The organism is Telluria sp. AIW5 (assembly GCF_056680575.1).
Map to the genome: position 1 here is coordinate 325,270 of NZ_CM155289.1, position 18,670 is coordinate 343,939.

The window sequence follows — 18,670 nt, forward strand, 5'->3', positions numbered from 1 at the left end:
GGCAGCGAGCAGGGGCCGGGAAACAAAATAAAAAACCCGCCGGCTTGCGCGCGGCGGGTTTTTCTCTGAAGGGCCTCTCCCGGCAACCGCGCAAGCGGCGGCTGAGAGAGTTCTTCAATTATTTCAATTACTTCTTCTCTTCGGCAGTCGCTTCAGCAGCAACGGCGCCGCGTGGGATCGACGAGGTGACGATGGTCAGGTTCTGGCCGTGGGTCAGCGCGGTCACGCCGGCTGGCAGCTTCAGGTCGTTGACGTGGATCGACGCACCGGCTTCCAGGTTGCCCAGGTCGACTTCGATGAACTCAGGCAGTTGGCCTGGCAGGCAGGACACGTCCAGCTCGTTCAGCACGTGCGAGATGACAGCGGCGCTCAGCTTGACGGCTGGCGAGGTCTCGGCGTTGACGAAGTGCAGGGCGACCTTGGTGTGGATCGGCTGCGAAGCATCGACGCGCTGGAAGTCAGCGTGCAGGACCAGTTGCTTGTATGCGTGCATCTGGAAGTCGCGCAGCAGGACTTGCTGGGTTGCGCCTTCAATTTCGAGGTCCAGCACGGAACCGTGGAAAGCTTCTTTCTTGAGCGCGTGCCACAGGGCGTTGCCGTCCAGGGAGATCAGGACCGGGGCTGCTGCGCCACCGTAGATGATGCCTGGGGTCTGGCCAGCCTTGCGCAGGCGGCGGCTCGCTCCGGTGCCCTGCAGGGTGCGGTTGAATGCAACTACTTTCATGTGAAACTCCATAAGTTTGGGATCGCATGCAGGATATTCCCGCCCGATTTCCCGGTTGGCCCGCCCCCGCGACCAGGGGCTGGCTTGGCTGAGCGCCCTAAAAGCACTCAAGAAAAACGAATTCTTTTACGGTACAACGGCGCGCCGGGCTTGAAGCCGGGCGCGCCGTATTTTGAAGCAAATACTGTTAGTCGACGAACAGCGACATGACCGAGTCGCCCTTGACGATACGCTTGAACGTTTCAGCCAGCAGCGGAGCACAGGTCAGCTGGCGGATCTTGCCGCAAGCCTGGCCGGCGGCGCTCAGCGGAATCGTGTCGGTCACGACCAGCTCGTCCAGCGGCGAATTCGTGATGCGCTCGATCGCAGGACCCGACAGGACCGGGTGCGTGCAGTAAGCGACAACCTTCTTGGCGCCGCGTTCCTTCAGCACCTCGGCGGCCTTCGTCAGCGTGCCGGCGGTATCGACCATGTCATCCATGATGACGCAGTTGCGGCCTTCGACTTCGCCGATGATGTTCATGACTTCCGACACGTTCGCCTTCGGGCGGCGCTTGTCGATGATCGCCAGGTCGCAGCCGAGGCGCTTGGCCAGGGCACGGGCGCGCACCACGCCGCCGACGTCCGGCGAGACGACCAGCAGGTCGTCGTAGTTGCGCTTTTGCAGGTCACCCAGCAGCAGCGGCGATGCGTAGATATTGTCGACCGGGATGTCGAAGAAGCCCTGGATCTGGTCGGCGTGCAAGTCCATGATCAGGACGCGCTCGACGCCGGCTTCTTCGAGCATGTTGGCAACGACCTTGGCCGAGATCGCGACACGCGCCGAGCGTGGGCGGCGGTCCTGGCGGGCGTAACCGAAATAAGGAATGGCGGCGGTGATGCGGCCGGCCGAGGCGCGCTTGAGGGCGTCGACCATCAGCATGATTTCCATCAGGCTGTCGTTGGTCGGAGCACAGGTCGACTGCAGGACGAAGACGTCCTTGCCGCGCACGTTCTCGTTGATTTCGACCATGACTTCGCCGTCGGAGAATTTCGAGACGACTGCCTTACCGAGAGGAATACCGAGGCTTTTTGCGACCCCTTCTGCTAGCGCCGGATTAGCGTTGCCGGTAAAAACCATCAGGTTTTCGTAAGCCATGGGAGTCCTGAGAGAAGAGCGTTGATACTTTGAAAAAGAATCAGCCGGGTGTACCGGCTGATTATGCGCTTAAAGACTGGACCGCGAGAGCGGCACCGCCTGATTTATCCGCTGGACACATACGCATCGACAGGCCGGACAAAACGAATGGCAGGGGAACAAGGATTCGAACCTTGGTATGCTGGAATCAAAATCCAGTGCCTTAACCAGCTTGGCGATTCCCCTACGCAACTTACAGCTTGCTGCAACATCTAACTGATCGTCAAATCCTGCAACAGGCAAAATTTTATTCTACAACTCATTGTTTTGCAAGAGCGATTTTAGCGGATGTTGCTTCAAGGACCGGGCTTTCCATGCTTTCCAGTTGCCGGGAACTTGCCCCACCACCTGGTCCGCCTGTGCCTCGCCGGGGACCGCGCAAAACACGCATGCTCCCGAACCAGTCATCCTTGCCGCACCATACTGCCCCAGCCATTCAATCGCCTGTGCTACCGGCGGAAATAAACGGGACGCCACTGCTTGCAAATCATTCTTCCCGAACTCACTTAACAAGTGTGCTGCAGGAAAGTCCGCTATTCTAACGGGCTTCGTATCGCGCGTCAAATCCTCAGCCGTAAAAATTGCAGGCGTGGGCACCGAGACGCCCGGTTCGATCACGACATACCAGCAATCGGGCCCCTCGACCGGCTGCATCGCCTCCCCTACTCCCTCGACAAAGGCCGTGCGGCCATAGATGAAGAACGGAATGTCCGCGCCCAGCGGCAAGCCGATCTCCATCAGCGCTTCGTCATCGAAACCGGCTCCCCACAAATGATTGGCCGCCATCAGCGCGGTAGCCGCATCGGACGAACCGCCGCCGAGTCCACCGCCCATCGGCAGGATTTTGTCGACGGCGACATCGATGCCCGGCGCGGCGCGGCCATGGCGCAGTTGAAACGCATCGGCCAGGCGGCGCAGCGCGCGCACGATCAGGTCGGATTCTTCCGGCACGCCGGGCACATCGTTCGTGCGCCGGATATCCCCATCATCGCGCACATCGAAATGCAGCGTGTCGCCGCGGTCGATCAATTGAAACACGCTTTGCAGCAGGTGATAACCGTCGGCGCGGCGGCCGACGACGTGCAGGAACAGGTTCAGCTTGGCCGGAGCCGGGCAATTGTGCAGCGAACGCATTGTCGACATCCGTTCTTCAGGCGGCCGGATCGAGGATGATCTGGATCGCCAGCTCGCCGCCGGCCGCGCCGGCGCCGCGTTCGGCAATGATATTGCGCGGCATCTGCGCGCCATCCCGGCCCGCTTGCCAGGACACGAAGCGCAGGCGCCAGCCGTCCTGGGTGAAGACACTGTTATTGGCTGGGGAAGCGACAAAGCGCTTGCCGTCAGCGCCGGTGGCATAGCCCTGCAGCCAGTCGCGCAGGCCCGACACCGGCAGCGACCAGCCGAGCGCCTGCGCGCTCAGGGTGTCGATGTCCTGCGCCGTGCGCGGCGCGCGGCCGGCCTCGGTGAGCGTCGCCTGCTGCGGCGTGACGCTGATCGTGGCGACCGTCTGCTTCAGTGGACTGAGGAAAGCCACGTCGATCTGGCCCGGGCGCTGCGACCACTCGAAGCCGCCATTGGTCGAACCGGGCTGGCCATCCTTCTGGTAAGTCACCTGCAGGCGGCCGCTGAGTTCGATGGTGTCGCGGTAGGGAGCAACGGAGGCAGCAGCGCCGGTCGTGGCGCCAGTCGTCTGGGTGGCGGTGGTGGCGCAGCCGGCGAGCGCGGCGGCAAGAACGAAAAGGGAGAGTCGGCGGAGGGTCGGCATCGGTCGCAAAAAGTGGGCAATGAAACGGCGGGCAGCGTCGCGCCCGCCGTGCTGATCGGACATTATTTCACAGCGAGAGCCGCAGGCGCGCCAGCGTGCTGCGCAGCGTGTCGTTCTGCGGATCTTTCGCGCGCGCTTCGCGCCACAGTTTCTGGGCGTCGGCCTGCTTGCCGCGCTGCCACAGCACTTCGCCCAGGTGGACGGCGATTTCGGGATCGCGGCGCAAGCCGTAGGCGCGCCGCAGGTGGGCTTCGGCGGCGTCCAGGTTACCGATGCGATATTCCACCCAGCCCATGCTGTCCATGATGAAGGGATCTTCCGGCGCCATTCCCAATGCCTTTTCGATCAGCGCGCGGGCTTCCGCGAGGCGGACGTTGCGCTCGGCCAGCGAGTAACCGAGGGCGTTATAGGCGTGGTGGTTGTCGGGCGCCAGGCGTATCACTTCACGCAGGCTTTGTTCCATCACCTCGAGGTGTCCGGTCTTTTCGGCCAGCAGCGCAAAGTCGTACAGCAGGTCCGGATTGTTCGGAAAACGGCGCGTCGCGCCCTGCATCAGGGTAAAAGCCTGCGCGTACTGGCCGGCATCGCGCAGCACTTGCGCCTCGGTGGCGGCGACCTGGGCTTGCGCAACGGGATCGCCGGGTTTCAGGGAAGCGAGCAGGCGCTGCGCGGCCGGCACGTCGCCGCCCTTGCCGAGCAGCTGGGCACGGCGCAGGCGGGCGCCGAAAGCCGCCTTTTCGTCGCCTTCGGGCAGTTTATCCAGCCAGCCGACGGCGGCCTTGATATCGCCGCGTTCCTCGGCCAGCTGCGACAAGATCAGCAAGGCCCGTGAAGGATCGCGCTCGTCTTCCGGATTGCGCCCGAGCACATCGACAAAGCGCGCGAAATAGCGCTCGGCGCTGCCCGGGTCGTTCAGCTGGGTCGACAGCACGCCCAGCGCGTACAGGGTCGTGACGTTGTCCGGTTGCTGCTTGTCGAGCAGCAGGAACTCGGTGCGCGCGGCCTCGAACTGCTTGTCGTTGACGAGCAGGCGCGCGCGCGCCGCGCGTACTTCGTGCGCATCCGGGTGCGCCGCCACGAATTTGGCCAGCAGTTCGCCCACTTGCGCCTCGTTTTCTCCCGCTTGCGCCAGCGTCAGGACGGCAATTTCAGAATCCGGTTGCAAAGCGAGTGCGGCGCGCGCCTCGCGCTGCGCCCCGGCCTTGTCGCCGCGGCTGAGCGCACCCTGGGCCAGCACCACGTGGCCCTCGAGCGTGTCGCGCCAGGGCGCGACCAGGCGCTCGAGCATGGCGGCCGCCGCGTCCTTGTCCTTGGCGCGAGAAAGCAATTGCTGCACCTGGTAGAGCATGATGCCGCGCACCTTGGCGGGCGCGCCTTCGAGGCGTTTGCGGAAAATTTCTTCTGCGTCCGAGATATTGTCGGACAGGATGACCATCCCCAGATAGTACTGGGCCGCTTCGTCCGACTGCGGGTCGAGCTGGCGCCACTGGCGCACGGCGGCCAGCGTGTCTTCCGGCTGGCGCGCGGCCAGCGCCATTTCGGCGGCGCGGCGCGCCAGGCGCGGGTCGCGCGTCTGCTGCGCCAGGCTCATCATTGTCAGGTAGGGGCCTTGCCAGTCGCCGCCGCGGAACGCGAACTCGGCGCGCAGCAACTGGTTCAGCAGCTTGCTCGTCAGCTCGACTTTCGGCAGGCGCGCTTTCTCGGCCTCGGCCGCCTTGTCCGCCGCTGCGGCCGAGGCGTCGACGACAGCCTCCGCCGCGTCGGCTGGAGCGGCAACTGCGGCGTCGCGGTCGGAGTGCCGGCCGGCGGCGCTGGCCGCGCGTTCGGCGTCCGACTGCTGCTGCGGCGCCACGGCGCACGCCGACAGCAAGCCGGAGAGGGTTACAATGACGAAAGCGTTTTTCAAGGCAAGTCCATGTGTGGAATGATGTTCGATTCTACGCCCAAGCCCCATTTCGCGTGGGCGCCGCCCTACGAATTTACAAGAATTTTGCCAGATTTTCATGCCTGAACTCCCCGAAGTAGAAGTGACCCGGCGCGGTGTCGCGCCGCACCTCGAAGGCCGCGTTGTCACGCAGGTCGTGTTCCGGCGCGAAGGCCTGCGCTGGCCCTTCCCCGCCCACCTCGCCGAATCCCTGGTCGGCCAGCGCGTCACGGGCGTTGGCCGGCGCGGCAAATACCTGCTGATCCGGTTCGACTCCGGCACGCTGATCATTCACCTCGGCATGTCCGGACACCTGCGCGTCCTGCCGCCGGGAATCGAGCCGAAAAAGCATGACCACTTCGACCTGGTCGTGGGCGATGGCGCACACACACAAGTGCTGCGCCTGCACGACCCGCGCCGCTTCGGCGCCGTGCTCTGGCATGCGCATGACGATGGCGACGTCGAAGAGCACGTCCTGCTGCGCGGCCTCGGCGTCGAGCCGCTGGAAGACAAGTTCTCGGCCGAGCTGCTGCACAAGGCAACCCGTAACCGCAGCGCGCCGATCAAGCAGGTGTTGCTGTCGGGAGACATCGTCGTTGGCGTCGGCAATATCTACGCCTGCGAAAGCCTGTTCAAGGCCGGGATCAGCCCGAAGACGCCGGCTGCGCGCATCAGCCGGGCGCGCTACGACAAGCTGGCCGCTGCCATTCGCACAATTCTGGCCGAGGCCATCGTGCAGGGCGGCAGTACCCTGAAAGACTTTATTGCCGTGAATGGTCAATCTGGCTATTTCCAGCAGACATATTTCGTCTATGATCGTGCGGGAGTGCCTTGCAGAAACTGTGGCGCGCCGGTGCGCCAGATCAAGCAGGGGCAGCGGTCGACGTTTTACTGCCCTACCTGCCAGCGCTAGGCAACATTCACCTGCAGGCGGAACCATGCAAGACATTCAGCAATACGGCGCCTGGCGCGCATCGATCGCAGCGGCGCTGGACGCGTATCGCGCGGCGCTGGCCGGCTTCGACGTGTCGGATGCGGCAACGACCCAGCGTGCGGCCCAGGCCGCGGCGCGGGTGCGCGACGACCGGCTATCGGTCGCCTTTGTCGCCGAGTTCTCGCGCGGCAAATCCGAACTGATCAACGCGATCTTCTTTGCCGACTACGGCCAGCGCATCCTGCCCTCCTCCGCCGGCCGCACGACCATGTGTCCGACCGAACTCCTGTACGACGCGGCGTACGCCCCCTGCATCCGCCTGCTGCCGATCGAAACCCGTGCGCACCAGTTATCGACCAGCGACTATCGCGACGACGCCTCTGCCTGGACCGTGCTGCCGCTCGAACTCGCTGCACCCGAGCGCATGGCCGAAGCGTTTCGCCAGGTCAGCATGACGCGCCGCGTCCCGCCCGAGGAAGCGCAGCGCTACGGCCTGTACGATCCGGCAGACCCGGAGCTGGCCGATGCGCTCGGTCCCGACGGCCTGGTCGAGATTTCGCAGTGGCGCCACGCGATCATCAACCTGCCGCACCCGCTGCTGAAACAAGGCCTGGTCATCCTCGACACGCCCGGCCTGAACGCGATCGGCACCGAGCCCGAACTGACGCTGAACCTGATCCCGAACGCGCACGCGGTGCTGTTCGTACTGGCCGCCGAGACGGGCGTGACGCGCAGCGACATCGAAGTCTGGCGTACCCATATCGGCGCCGGTCCGGGCCGCATCGTGGTGCTCAACAAGATCGATGCGATGTGGGACGCGCTGCGCAGCGACGCCGAAAACGATGCCGAGATCGCGCGCCAGCAGCATGGCGTGGCGCAGCAGCTCGGCTTGACGCCGGACCAGGTATATCCGGTGTCGGCGCAAAAGGCGCTGGTCGGACGCATCCAGGGCGATATGAATCTGTTCGAACGCAGCCGCCTGGGCGAACTGGAAGCGGCCCTGCTGCATGGCCTGATCCCGCAAAAGAAGGCGATCCTCGGCAGCGCGCTGCGCGAGGACCTGGCGGCGCTGGCGGGCGCGCAGTCGAGCGCATTGGCCTCGCGCGGGCGCGGCCTGGTCGAGCAGCTGCAGGAACTGAAAAGCCTGCGCGGCAAGAACCAGAACGTGCTGGCGCACATGATGCGGCGCATCGAGGCCGAGCGGAAGGATTTCGACGCCGGGCTGCTGCGCCTGCAGGATGCGCGCACGCGCTTTGCCAGGCTGTCGACGGAACTGTATTCGATCCTCGACATGGACGCCGTGGCGCGCCAGGCCGAAAGTGTGCGCCTGGCGCTGCACGCTTCGCGCTTTGCGACCGGCATGCGCGCCCCGGTGCGCGCCTTTTTCGAGAACGTGCGCGCCAGCCTCGATGCCGCCAGTGCGCAGGTCGTCGAGATCGGCACGCTGATGGACACGATGATGCGCGGCTTCGCCGCCGAACATGGCCTCACGATGTCGCCGCCGGTGCCGCTGTCCCTCGGCCGCTACCGCGACGAGATCGATGCGGTGGAGGCGCTCTACGTCAAGCAGTTCGGTACCGCGACCCTGCTCATGACGAGCCGCAGCACCCTGCTCGAGCGCTTTTTCGATTCGATCGTCTCGAACGTACGGCGCAGTTTCCGGGCCGCGAATGCCGATGCCGAAGGCTGGCTGAAGGTGATCATGGTGCCGCTGGAGACGCAAATCCGCCAGCACAAGGAACAGCTGCGCCACCGCCTGTCGTCGATCCAGCGCATCCACGATGCGACCGACAGCCTGGAGCAAAAGATCGCCGCCTTCGAAGCGGGCCAGGACGAACTGGAACAGCAGCGCCGGCGCCTGCTCGCGCTGAACGACGCCGTCGTCTTCGCGCTGGACGATGCTCCGCTGCGGGAGGCCGCATGAGGCGCTTGATGGAATTCGGCCTGACCGAATTCGACGACCTGGCCGACCCGACGTTTTCGCAGGCGGTCATCGACTGGCAGCGCGCCCACGGGCGCCACACGCTGCCATGGCAGAACACGCGCGACGCCTACCGGGTCTGGCTGTCCGAGATCATGCTGCAGCAGACGCAGGTGGCCGCGGTGCTCGGCTACTACGCGCGCTTCCTGGAACGCTTCCCGACCGTGCATGACCTGGCGGCGGCGCCGATCGAGGACGTGATGGCGCACTGGAGCGGGCTCGGTTACTACACGCGGGCGCGCAACCTGCATGCCTGCGCGGTGCGCGTGGTGCGCGAGTACGACGGCGTGTTTCCGGCCGACCCGGCGCTGCTGGCGGACCTGCCCGGTATCGGGCGATCGACTGCGGCGGCGATCACGGCGTTTTCGAACGGCACCCGCGCTGCGATCCTGGACGGAAACGTCAAACGCGTGTTCGCGCGCGTGTTCGGGGTCGAGGGCTATCCGGGCGAGAAGCGCATCGAGGATGGCTTGTGGCGGCGTGCCGATGCGTTGCTGCCGGTGGAGGGTATCGAGTCGTACACGCAGGGCTTGATGGACCTCGGCGCCACGCTGTGCACGCGTTCGAAGCCGGATTGCGGACGCTGTCCGCTGCAGGCGCGTTGCGTGGCGTTTGCCACGGGACGGACGGATGAACTGCCGGTGCGCAAACCGAAGAAGACGACGCCGGAGAAGCGGGCGCAGATGCTGGTCGTGATCCACGATGGCGAAGTGCTGCTCGCGCAGCGGCCGGGCAGCGGGATCTGGGGCGGTTTATTGTCGCTGCCGGAAGTGGATGGGCATGTCGGCATCGAGGTCGCACGCGATGACGGCGTGGCGCTGGCGGCAAGCCTGCGGGCGCTGGGCGAGGTCGAGGAAGTGCAGGCGCTGCTGCCGCTGGTGCACGTGTTCACGCACTACAAATTGCACATTTACCCGCACAAGGTGACGCTGGCCGGGCGCGGGGCGACGCCAGCCAATCATGTGTGGGTCAAGCTCGCGGACGTGGGTGACGCCGCCCTGCCCGCGCCGGTCAAGAAGCTGTTGCTGGAGCTTGCGCGTCCGAGTCTGTTTTAAGCGTCGGCCGATCGGGGTTGGTGGATACCGCGGAGCCAACCTTGCGCATATGGCGAACGCGTGGGCATGCCCACGCGTACGTGCCGTGAAATACCACCACATTATCGGCACCCGCCCCGTTGGCGGAGGCAGCACCGTAGGGCGGGCATGCCCACGCGTACGTGCCGTGAAATACCACCACATTATCGGCACCCGCCCCGTTGGCGGAGGCAGCACCCTAGGGTGGGCATGCCCACGCGTACGTGCCGTGAAATACCACCACATTATCGGCACCCGCCCCGTTGGCGGAGGCAGCACCGTAGGGTGGGCATGCCCACGCGTACGTGCCGTGAAATACCACCACATTATCGGCACCCGCCCCGTTGGCGGAGGCAGCACCGTAGGGCGGGCACTCGTGCCCACGCGGTACGGCGCACGATGGTCGAAACGTATCTGCGGGCTGCTGAAACGAGGATCATCCGCCGCGCCGCGTGGAGTCGGGACTCCACCCTACGTATCGTGGTCGATCAGGTGTTTCGTCCAATCAGACGGCGTACAGCGTGGGCACAATGAACTGACCCCCAAAAGTTGGACACAACTTTGGGGAGGTGTATGTCGAAGTACACAGAACAGTTCAAACACACGGTGGTTCAAGATTACTTGTCTGGTCGCGGTGGCTATCGGGCCCTGTCGCAGCGCCACGGTATGGCCAATCGCTCGTTGGTCGAGCGGTGGGTGACGGCCTATCGGCTCCATGGCGATGCTGGACTGAGGGAGAAGCGAAGCCGATATGACGCCGATTTCAAATTGTCGGTGCTGCAGCACATGTGGGAAAATCGGCTTTCCATAACCCAGACCGCTGCCCAGTTCGATATCCGCCGTCATTCGACAGTAGGAACTTGGGAGCGCGCATATCGAGAGGGCGGGGTCAAAGCGTTGACGCTACCGCCGACAAGACGAGTGAAGAAAATACCGATACCAACAAAGCCGGTCGTTCCTGCAGGCGAGGACACACGCAGCCGGGAAGAATTGCTCGTTGAGCTCGATTACCTGCGCATGGAGAATGCAGTCCTAAAAAAGTTGGATGCCTTAGTTCAAGCACGGCAGAAATCGGCCACGCCGAAAAAGCGCAAGTAGTGCAGGAACTGAGGCAGCAGTATCCAGTTGCTGGTTTGCTCAGGCTTATTGGCTTGGCACGGAGCACCTTTTATTTCCAAGTCGGCGCGCAGAAGGCTGGCGACAAGTACGAACCGCTCAAGGCGATGATCAAGGCCGAGTATGAACGCCACAAGGGCCGCTACGGCTACCGTCGTATCACGGCCGCGCTCCGCCAGCTGGGTCAGCACGTCAACCACAAGACCGTTCAGCGCCTGATGGGGGTGTTGAAACTGAAGTCGCTGGTCAGACCCAAGAAATACAAGTCATTCAGAGGCGAGGTGGGCCAGGCGGCGCCGAACGAATTGAACCGCCAGTTCGAAGCGACGGCGCCGAACGAGAAGTGGGTGACGGACGTGACCGAATTTAACGTCGCCGGCGAGAAGCTATATTTGTCGCCAGTGCTCGACCTGTACAACCGTGAGATCGTCGCTTTTGAGATGAACAGGCGCCCACCATTCGAGCTCGTGACGTCGATGCTGACAAAAGCGTTTTCCAAACTCGGTTCGGCAGACAAGCCGATGCTCCATTCCGACCAGGGGTGGCAGTACCGCATGACGGCCTATCGCCAAATGCTCAAGGAACGCGGCATGGTGCAGAGCATGTCACGCAAGGGAAACTGTCATGACAACGCAGCTATGGAAAGCTTCTTTGGCGTACTCAAGTCCGAATTTTTCTACTTGAACAAATTTGCCAGTATCGACCAGTTAGAGGCCGGCATTGTCGACTATATCCACTACTACAATCACGAGCGCATCAAGCTCAAGCTCGGCGGGCTGAGCCCTGTACAATTCAGGACTCAGCACTTGGCTGCGTAGACTTAACTGTCCAACTTTGTGGGGTCACTTCACAAGTGCCCACCCTACAGTTCGTCGAGCGAGAAGATGCGCTTGTGCTCGCGGATCGCGTAGCGGTCCGTCATGCCGGCGATATAGTCGGCGATCTTGCGCGCCTGCTTCATCGCGTCGCCCGAAGCCACCTGGTAATCCGGCGGCAGCAGCACCGGGTCCGTCATGAAGGCGTCGAACAGCTCGCGCACGATGCGGCTGGCTTTTACGCGCATGCGGTTGACCTTGAAATGACGGTACAGATTCGCGTACAGGAAGCGCTTCAATGCAGTCGTCTCGGCGCGCATCGTGTCGGAAAAACGGATCAGCGGCGGCGCAACGCGCACGTCGTCGATGCTGCCTGGAGCAGCGTCCTGCAACAGCGCGGCCGAGGTCTCGACCAGGTCGGCCGTCATCGCCGTGATCATCAGGCGGATCGTCTCGTATAGCGCGCGCCGGCCCGGCAGGCCCGGATACTGGGCCTCCACAGCCTGCCGGTGGCGCGCGAACAGGTCGACCTCCATCATCTGCTCCATGCCCAGCAGCCCCGAGCGCAGGCCGTCGTCGATGTCGTGGTTGTTGTACGCGATCTCGTCGGCGAGATTGGTCAGCTGCGCTTCCAGGCTGGGCTGGGTCTTGTCGATGAAGCGCTGGCCCAGCTCTCCCAACACACGCGCATTGTTCAGCGAGCAGTGCTTCAAAATGCCTTCGCGCGTCTCGAAGGTGAGATTGAGCCCATCGAAGGCGCCGTAGTGCTCTTCCAGATGATCCACCACGCGCAGGCTTTGCAGGTTGTGCTCGAAACCGCCGTAGTCCTTCATGCAGTCGTTGAGCACGTCCTGGCCGACGTGGCCGAAGGGCGTGTGCCCGAGGTCATGCGCCAGCGCCGTCGCTTCGACCAGGTCTTCGTTCAGGCGCAGGCTGCGCGCGAGCGTGCGGCCGATCTGCGCGACCTCGATCGAGTGCGTCAGGCGGGTGCGGAACAGGTCTCCCTCGTGGTTGAGGAACACCTGGGTCTTGTATTCGAGGCGGCGAAAGGCCGTCGAGTGGATGATGCGGTCGCGGTCGCGCTGGAACTGGCTGCGCGAGCCCGGCGCGGGTTCGTCGAAACGGCGCCCGCGCGACTTCGCCGAATGCGCGGCATAGGGGGCCAGGTTGCAGTCGAAGTCGATCACGCGCGGCTCCCTGTCAACGGACGCAGGCTTCCAGCGTGGCGCGCAGCACTTCCGGCGGCACGCTGGAGACGCTCGGGCTGCCGAGAGGTTTGAGCAGGATGAATTTGATCGCCCCGCCCTCGTTCTTCTTGTCCACTTCCATCAGCTCGATCCAGCGCGCGAGGCCGAGATCGGGGGCGACGGTCGGCAGGCCGGCGGCAGCCACCAGCCCGCGCACGCGCTCGACGGCCGCGTCGTCGATCTGGCCGAGGCGGCGCGACAGGTCGGCCGCCATCACCATGCCGCAGCCGACCGCTTCGCCATGCAGCCAGGCGCCGTAGCCGAGGCCCGCTTCGATCGCATGGCCGAAGGTGTGGCCGAAGTTGAGCACGGCGCGCAGGCCGCCCTCGCGTTCGTCCTTGCGCACGACATCGGCCTTGATCTCGCAGGAGCGCGCGATCGCGTGCGACAGCGCGGCCGGGTCGCGCGCCACCAGGCGGTCGATGTTCGCTTCGATCCAGTCGAAGAAGGCGGCATCGAGGATGGCGCCATGCTTGATCACTTCGGCCAGGCCCGCCGACAGCTCGCGCGCCGGCAAGGTGGACAGGGTACTGGTATCGGCCAGCACCGCGCGCGGCTGGTAGAAGGCGCCGATCATGTTCTTGCCGAGCGGGTGGTTGATGCCGGTCTTGCCGCCGACCGAGGAATCGACCTGGGACAGCAGGGTCGTCGGGATCTGCACGAAAGGCACGCCGCGCATGTAGCTGGCCGCGGCAAAGCCGGTCAGGTCGCCGATCACGCCGCCGCCCAGGGCGATCAGGGTCGTCTTGCGGTCGCATTTGTTGGCCAGCAGCGCGTCGAAGACGAGCATCAGCGAGCTCCAGTTCTTGTGCTCCTCGCCGTCGGGCAGGACGATCTCGACGACTTCGCGCCCGGCCGCGCGCAGCGGCGCGGCGACCTTGTCCAGGTACAGCGGCGCCACCGTCGTGTTGGTGACGATGGCCGCCTTGTTGCCGACGACCAGGCGCGCCAGTGCCGCGCCGTCGTCGATGACGCCGGGGCCGATCGCGATCGGGTAGCTGCGCTCGCCCAGATCGACGTTGAGATTGATGTGTGCCGTTTGATTCATCGATGTCGCCCTTGCGCGCCGCGAACGCGCCGAGTTGAGCGCGTCCAGCTGGTCCAAAATTGTCTGAACCATCGATTGTACGTTAGGTCGGCCGGTATCGATGACGATGTCCGCGATCTCGCGGTACAGCGGTTCGCGCTGGGCCAGCAGTTCCTCGAGTTTCCGCCTCGGGTCGGCCGTCTGCAGCAGCGGACGGTTCTTGTCGTGCGCGGTGCGTTGCAGGATGCTGCCGACGCTGGCGCGCAGGTAGATGACGGTGCCGCGTTCGGCGAGATGGGCGCGATTGGCGGCATCGAGCACGGCGCCGCCGCCCGTGGCCAGCACGATGCCGCGCTGGCTGGTGAGTTCGCGGATCATGTCCACTTCGCGCCGGCGGAAGCTCGCCTCTCCCTCGATTTCAAAAATCCACGGGATCGTAGCGCCGGTACGCGCCTCGATCGCATGGTCGGAATCGACGAAGCGCTTGTTCAGACGGCGCGCCAGCAGCCGGCCGATGGTGGTCTTGCCGGACCCCATCAGTCCGACAAGAAAGATGTTATTGCTTTTCAAATCAGGCACGATAATCACGTCGCTTAAAAAACAAACGGCCAGTACTCGCCTGGCCGTTTGTTGTTACGGTCACCCGATTACGGGCAGCTGAACGCCAGTTTAAACGGAATTGTCGTTACCACCTCGGCTGGCGTAGTTATCGTGACATTAAATGTTGCCGTGACCGGGACCGTGCACTTGTCGCCCGCAGGGTTCGAGATCGTGAACGTATGGTAGGAACCCTGGGCGCCGGCGACGTTGTTGCCGCTGACGTCGCGGCCATCGTTCGTGAGCGGGAAGATGTTTTGGACCACAGCCGGCGTGACTTCGGCAGTGCCGTTGACCATGTTCGTCACCGTGACTCGGGTGCCGACCGGCAGTGGGTTCAGGTTGATGTCGTTCAGCTGCAGCACGAAGACCTTGGAGTTGACCGCGGCCACGCCGCCCAGGTCGGTCGTTCCCGACAAGGGCGTCCCCGTGTCGCCGTTCATGAACACATTGACGGCATTGCTGCCGCTGAAGAACAGGCCGACCTTGTCGAAGATGGTGTTCGTGCCGTCGGTCGTGCTGGCGCAGACGGTCGCAAGGCCGCGACGGGTGCTGTCCGCACTGACATCCGGTCCACTGCCGGTATTGCATGGCGTTGCCGGCAAGCCGGGCGTTGCCGTGCGGGGATCCTGCATGCGGAAATCGACCTGGCAGCCGCCGTTGATGGTGATGCAGCCGCCCTTATCGGCGGAACCGACCGAACCCATGTTGGTCTGGAACACCACCGGGGTACCGTCCGGCACCGGATTGCCAAAGGCGTCGCTGATCAGGGCCTGGATGTAAGTCGCCGGTTCGGTTGGGCTGCTCTCGCGGTAGCTTTCCAGGTTCACCTTGCCGACGCTGAGCGAGAACGTGCGCTGTGTCGGCAGACCGGAGGTCACCACGACCGAATCGGACGTCGTCGAGATATCCGGCTGCGTCCCCGTGGCGGTGCCCGGCAGCGTCGCGAACACGCGGAACGTGGTCGGCGTCGCGCCGGAATTGACGGTCGTGATCACTTCGCCGTTGGCGTCGGTGCTGTCGCTGGCCTTGTTCAGGTTCACCAGCGTCGGCGACGACACGCGGAAGTTGACGAGCCGGTTCGGCAGCGCATTGCCGAACTTATCGATGACGCGGAATTTCAGGGTAGCCGTCTCCGTACGGTTGATGCCGCCCTGGCCCTGGATCACGATCGATTTGTCCGTCGGCGCCGCGCTCACGAACTGTACCGACGATGCGGCCGGCGGCGCGATCTCGATGGTCTTGCTGACTGCGGCAGCGACGCTGTTCGAGGAAACGGTAATGACATCGCTGTTGGCGCAGCCCATGTCGCGGTACACCGCTTGGGCGATGCCTTTGCTGCTCGATACACTGGCGGTCAAGGAGGCCTTGCCGGCTGCGGCGCAGGTCGAACTGAAATCGACCTTGATCGGCGCGTTGTAGCGCGCGCCGCTGGCGAGCAGCTCGACTGACAGGGTGGTGGTTTGATAGGCCGCGATTTTTTCTTCGGTCGCGCTGACCGTTCCGAACGTGAGCGGTGTGGCACCAACGGTGTAGACGCTTCGGGTGGTGACGGTCGTTGCGTCGACTTCGGCTGTGACGATCAGCTTCGCCGCGCCATCGGCCGCGAGATTGGCTGCAAGCATCTGCACGCTTGCCACGCCCTCGGCATTGGTCCGCACGTTGCCCGACGACGGCTTGAACACCGCGATGCTGGCATCCGTTGCGAAGGTGACGAACGCCCCTTCCACCGGCTTGCCGTTGGCATCCTTGACTGTGACCTGTGCCGTCAGTGGCTTGCCTTCGCTGAGGGTTGCGGCGGCCTGGCCGGCGGTGGCCAGCAAGGCCACGGTGGCGGTCGGTGTCGTGGCGACTGGCGTCGTCGGGGTGCTGCCGGTGCCGGTGCCTGTACCGGCACCCGTTCCGGACGCCGGCGGCACCGCGCCGGGATTGCCGCCGCCGCCGCCGCAGGCGGACAGGACCGCCGCGGCGACCAGGGTCAGGACCGCGGCGCGTGCGGAGGCGGCGGCAGGATTGCGGGTGGATACTTGCAGCATGTTGTTGTTCCTATTCTTTATCGGCTGTAAAAAATGCCGGAACGTCGGCAGGACGGTCCGGCACAGGTGTCGTTATCCGGTCTGGAGCGCGCCCGGCGCTCAGCGCGCCGACGTCATGCGGTCGGCGACAATCTTCGGGGTGATGAAGACCAGTAGTTCGGTCTTCGTGCTCTCGCGGCCCTGGGTCTTGAACAGGTAGCCGAGCACCGGGACGTCGCCCAGCAGCGGCACCTTGCTCACGTTGCTGCGCTCGGTCTGCTGGTAGATACCGCCCAGCACCACCGTGCCGCCGTTCTCGACCATGACCTTGGTCTTGACGTGCTGGGTGTTGATGGCAAAGCCCGCGCGCGTCTCCTCGCCCTTCGAGTCCTTGCTCACGTCCACTTCCAGCACCACGTTGCCGTCGGGCGTGATCTGGGGGATGACTTCCAGGCGCAGGTTCGCCTTCTTGAATTCGATCGAGGTCGCGCCGCTGGAGGACGCCACCTGGTAGGGCAGCTCGATGCCCTGCTCGATCACGGCCACCATCTTGTCTTCGGTGACCACACGCGGGCTGGAGATGATCTTGCCCTTGCCGTCGGCTTCCAATGCCGACAGTTCCAGGTTCAGGAAGCGGTTGTCGGCCGACGAGAACAGGGAAAAGGCGATGCTCGGGGCCGAGATGCCGCCGAGCGCGGCCGCCGGCAGGTTGACCATGGTGGTGTTGGTGTAGGCGTCGCCCTTGTCCGGGGTCTGCAGCGTGTCCTGGCCGACACCGGTCAGGTTGCCGCCGATGGCGACGCGGTTGTTGCCGCCGATGCCGTACCCCTGGTCGCCGCCGCGCACGGCGCGCATGTCGTTGAAACCGATCTTCGCACCGAGGTTGCGCGAGAAGCCATCGTTCGCTTCGACCAGGCGCGCCTCGATCAGCACCTGCTTCGAGGCGACGTCGGTCTTCTGGATCAGCATGCGGATGTCTTCGATCTTCGCGGCGATGTCGGTCACGAACAGCTGGTTCGTGCGTGGATCGATGATGGCGCTGCCGCGCTTGGACAGCACGCGGTTGCGCGTGTCGGTGGTGGCGGCACCGGTGGCGTCGAGTCCGAACACGGTACGGAAGGATTCGGCCTTCTGGTAGTTCAGCTGGAAGATTTCCGATTTCAGGGGCTCGAGGTCCGAGATCTGCGCCCGCTGTTCGAGTTCCAGCTTTTCCTTGGTCAGCAGTTCTTCTTTCGGTGCGATCCAGATGACGCTGCCGTTCTTGCGCATGTCGAGGCCCTTCGATTGCAGGATCACGTCCAGCGCCTGGTCCCAGGGCACGTCCTTCAAACGCAGGGTCAGGCTACCGGAAACCGAATCGCTGGCGATGATGTTCAGGCTCGAGATGTCGGCCACCGCCTGCAGCGCGGCGCGCACTTCGATGTTCTGGAAGTCGAAGCTGATCTTCTCGCCGCGATATCCCTGGGTGCCCTGGGCCAGCTTGTTCGGGTCTTCCTTGACCGGACGCACGGCGATCACCAGCTGGGTGTCGCTCTGGTAGACCGATTGCTCCCACTGGCCTTGCGCTTCGATGACCATGCGCACGTTGGCGCCATTGGCGCTGGTCGTGATGCGCGACACCGGGGTGCCGAAATCGGTCACGTCGAGGCGGCGGCGCAGGGTTTCCGGCAAGCCGGTGTTCATGAAATCGACCTGCACCTTGTTGCCGAGCTGGCGCACGTCGACCGGCACCGCATTGTTCGGCAGGTCGACCACGACCCGGCCTTCACCGTTGCTGCCGCGGCGGAAATCGAGGTTGCGCAGGGTCTGGCGCGGCGCGGCGGCAAGTGCCGGGGCATTCGGCGCGGGCGCTGCAAAGGCCTGGGTTGCGGCGGCGCCGGCGCCGGCCACGGTGACCACGACCGACTTGCCGTCGATCGCCGTCGAATAGGTCGCGGGACGTTTTAAATTCATCACCAGGCGCGTGCGTTCGCCGGCCTGCACCACGTTCACGCCGCGCACTTCGCCCAGGTTGATCTCCTGCACGTTCTTGCCGGTGGCGTTCGTGGTGGCGCCGAAGTCGAGCGCGATGCGCGCCGGGTTCGTGATCGCAAAGCCGAGCGGCAGTTTGGCTGGGGCGTTCTTCATCGCGATGTTGACCACCACGTTCGCGCCCTGCTGATTCGCACTGATCGATTCAATGGCATTGTCCTGGGCCTGGGCCGCGCCTGCGCCCAGCGCCAGCAATACCGGCACCAGCAGCGTACCGACCGCACGCTTCAGGTTCATCATTGCG

The 18,670-nt window shown here is 64.3% G+C and carries 13 protein-coding genes and 1 tRNA gene; 4 read left to right on the forward strand and 10 right to left on the reverse strand.

The features are described 5' to 3' along the window. Positions 1-127: 127 nt before the first annotated feature. From AC1MEM_RS01430 to AC1MEM_RS01455, 6 genes are all read right to left on the reverse strand, one after another. Positions 128-724 carry a 50S ribosomal protein L25/general stress protein Ctc gene (locus AC1MEM_RS01430; RefSeq protein WP_499474917.1) on the reverse strand — a complete coding sequence of 199 codons (597 nt, stop codon included), beginning with the start codon at positions 722-724 and terminating at the stop codon, positions 128-130. Between the two features lie 187 nt (positions 725-911). Next, positions 912-1,862: a ribose-phosphate pyrophosphokinase gene (locus AC1MEM_RS01435; RefSeq protein ID WP_499474918.1), complete on the reverse strand. Its 951-nt coding sequence runs from the start codon at positions 1,860-1,862 to the stop codon at positions 912-914. A gap of 148 nt (positions 1,863-2,010) precedes the next feature. Further along, a tRNA-Gln gene (locus AC1MEM_RS01440) sits at positions 2,011-2,087 on the reverse strand. Between the two features lie 66 nt (positions 2,088-2,153). Then, positions 2,154-3,035, reverse strand: a complete 882-nt coding sequence (gene ispE / locus AC1MEM_RS01445) for a 4-(cytidine 5'-diphospho)-2-C-methyl-D-erythritol kinase (RefSeq protein ID WP_499474919.1) — start codon at positions 3,033-3,035, stop codon at positions 2,154-2,156. Between the two features lie 16 nt (positions 3,036-3,051). Beyond that, on the reverse strand, positions 3,052-3,666 hold the full coding sequence (locus AC1MEM_RS01450; RefSeq protein WP_499474920.1) for an outer membrane lipoprotein LolB: 615 nt from the start codon (positions 3,664-3,666) through the stop codon (positions 3,052-3,054). 67 nt (positions 3,667-3,733) lie between these two features. After that, the gene (locus tag AC1MEM_RS01455) at positions 3,734-5,572 is read right to left on the reverse strand and encodes a tetratricopeptide repeat protein (protein WP_499474921.1); all 1,839 of its coding nucleotides are present in this window, start codon (positions 5,570-5,572) and stop codon (positions 3,734-3,736) included. A 97-nt stretch (positions 5,573-5,669) separates the two neighbouring features. Here AC1MEM_RS01455 and mutM point away from each other — a divergent pair, with 97 nt between their 5' ends. The 4 genes from mutM (at position 5,670) to AC1MEM_RS01475 (ending at position 11,512) form a co-directional block, all read left to right on the forward strand. After that, entirely contained in the window at positions 5,670-6,503 is an 834-nt protein-coding gene (mutM, locus tag AC1MEM_RS01460; RefSeq protein WP_499474922.1) for a bifunctional DNA-formamidopyrimidine glycosylase/DNA-(apurinic or apyrimidinic site) lyase, read from the forward strand. 25 nt (positions 6,504-6,528) lie between these two features. Then, complete coding sequence (locus tag AC1MEM_RS01465) at positions 6,529-8,448, forward strand: dynamin family protein (protein WP_499474923.1); 1,920 nt, start codon at positions 6,529-6,531, stop codon at positions 8,446-8,448. Then, positions 8,445-9,560, forward strand: coding sequence for an A/G-specific adenine glycosylase (gene mutY, locus AC1MEM_RS01470; protein ID WP_499474924.1), 1,116 nt, complete (start codon positions 8,445-8,447; stop codon positions 9,558-9,560). Before AC1MEM_RS01465 ends, mutY begins: the two co-directional genes overlap by 4 nt. A 591-nt stretch (positions 9,561-10,151) precedes the next feature. Further along, positions 10,152-11,512, forward strand: a protein-coding gene (locus AC1MEM_RS01475) for an IS3 family transposase (protein WP_499474645.1) whose coding sequence is annotated in 2 segments (ribosomal slippage) — positions 10,152-10,628 and positions 10,631-11,512 — 1,359 coding nt in all. Because the reading frame shifts where the segments join, the coding sequence is not laid out codon by codon here. Positions 11,513-11,556: 44 nt separating this feature from the next. On the opposite strand, the gene AC1MEM_RS01480 is transcribed toward AC1MEM_RS01475, so the two are convergent. From AC1MEM_RS01480 to AC1MEM_RS01495, 4 genes are all read right to left on the reverse strand, one after another. Next, positions 11,557-12,693, reverse strand: coding sequence for a deoxyguanosinetriphosphate triphosphohydrolase (locus AC1MEM_RS01480; protein ID WP_499477537.1), 1,137 nt, complete (start codon positions 12,691-12,693; stop codon positions 11,557-11,559). A gap of 16 nt (positions 12,694-12,709) precedes the next feature. Then, on the reverse strand, positions 12,710-14,320 hold the full coding sequence (gene aroKB / locus AC1MEM_RS01485) for a bifunctional shikimate kinase/3-dehydroquinate synthase AroKB (protein ID WP_499477538.1): 1,611 nt from the start codon (positions 14,318-14,320) through the stop codon (positions 12,710-12,712). Between the two features lie 110 nt (positions 14,321-14,430). Then, on the reverse strand, positions 14,431-16,416 hold the full coding sequence (locus AC1MEM_RS01490; protein ID WP_499474925.1) for an Ig-like domain-containing protein: 1,986 nt from the start codon (positions 16,414-16,416) through the stop codon (positions 14,431-14,433). A gap of 99 nt (positions 16,417-16,515) precedes the next feature. After that, complete coding sequence (locus tag AC1MEM_RS01495) at positions 16,516-18,663, reverse strand: type IV pilus secretin PilQ (RefSeq protein WP_499477540.1); 2,148 nt, start codon at positions 18,661-18,663, stop codon at positions 16,516-16,518. Positions 18,664-18,670: the final 7 nt, after the last annotated feature.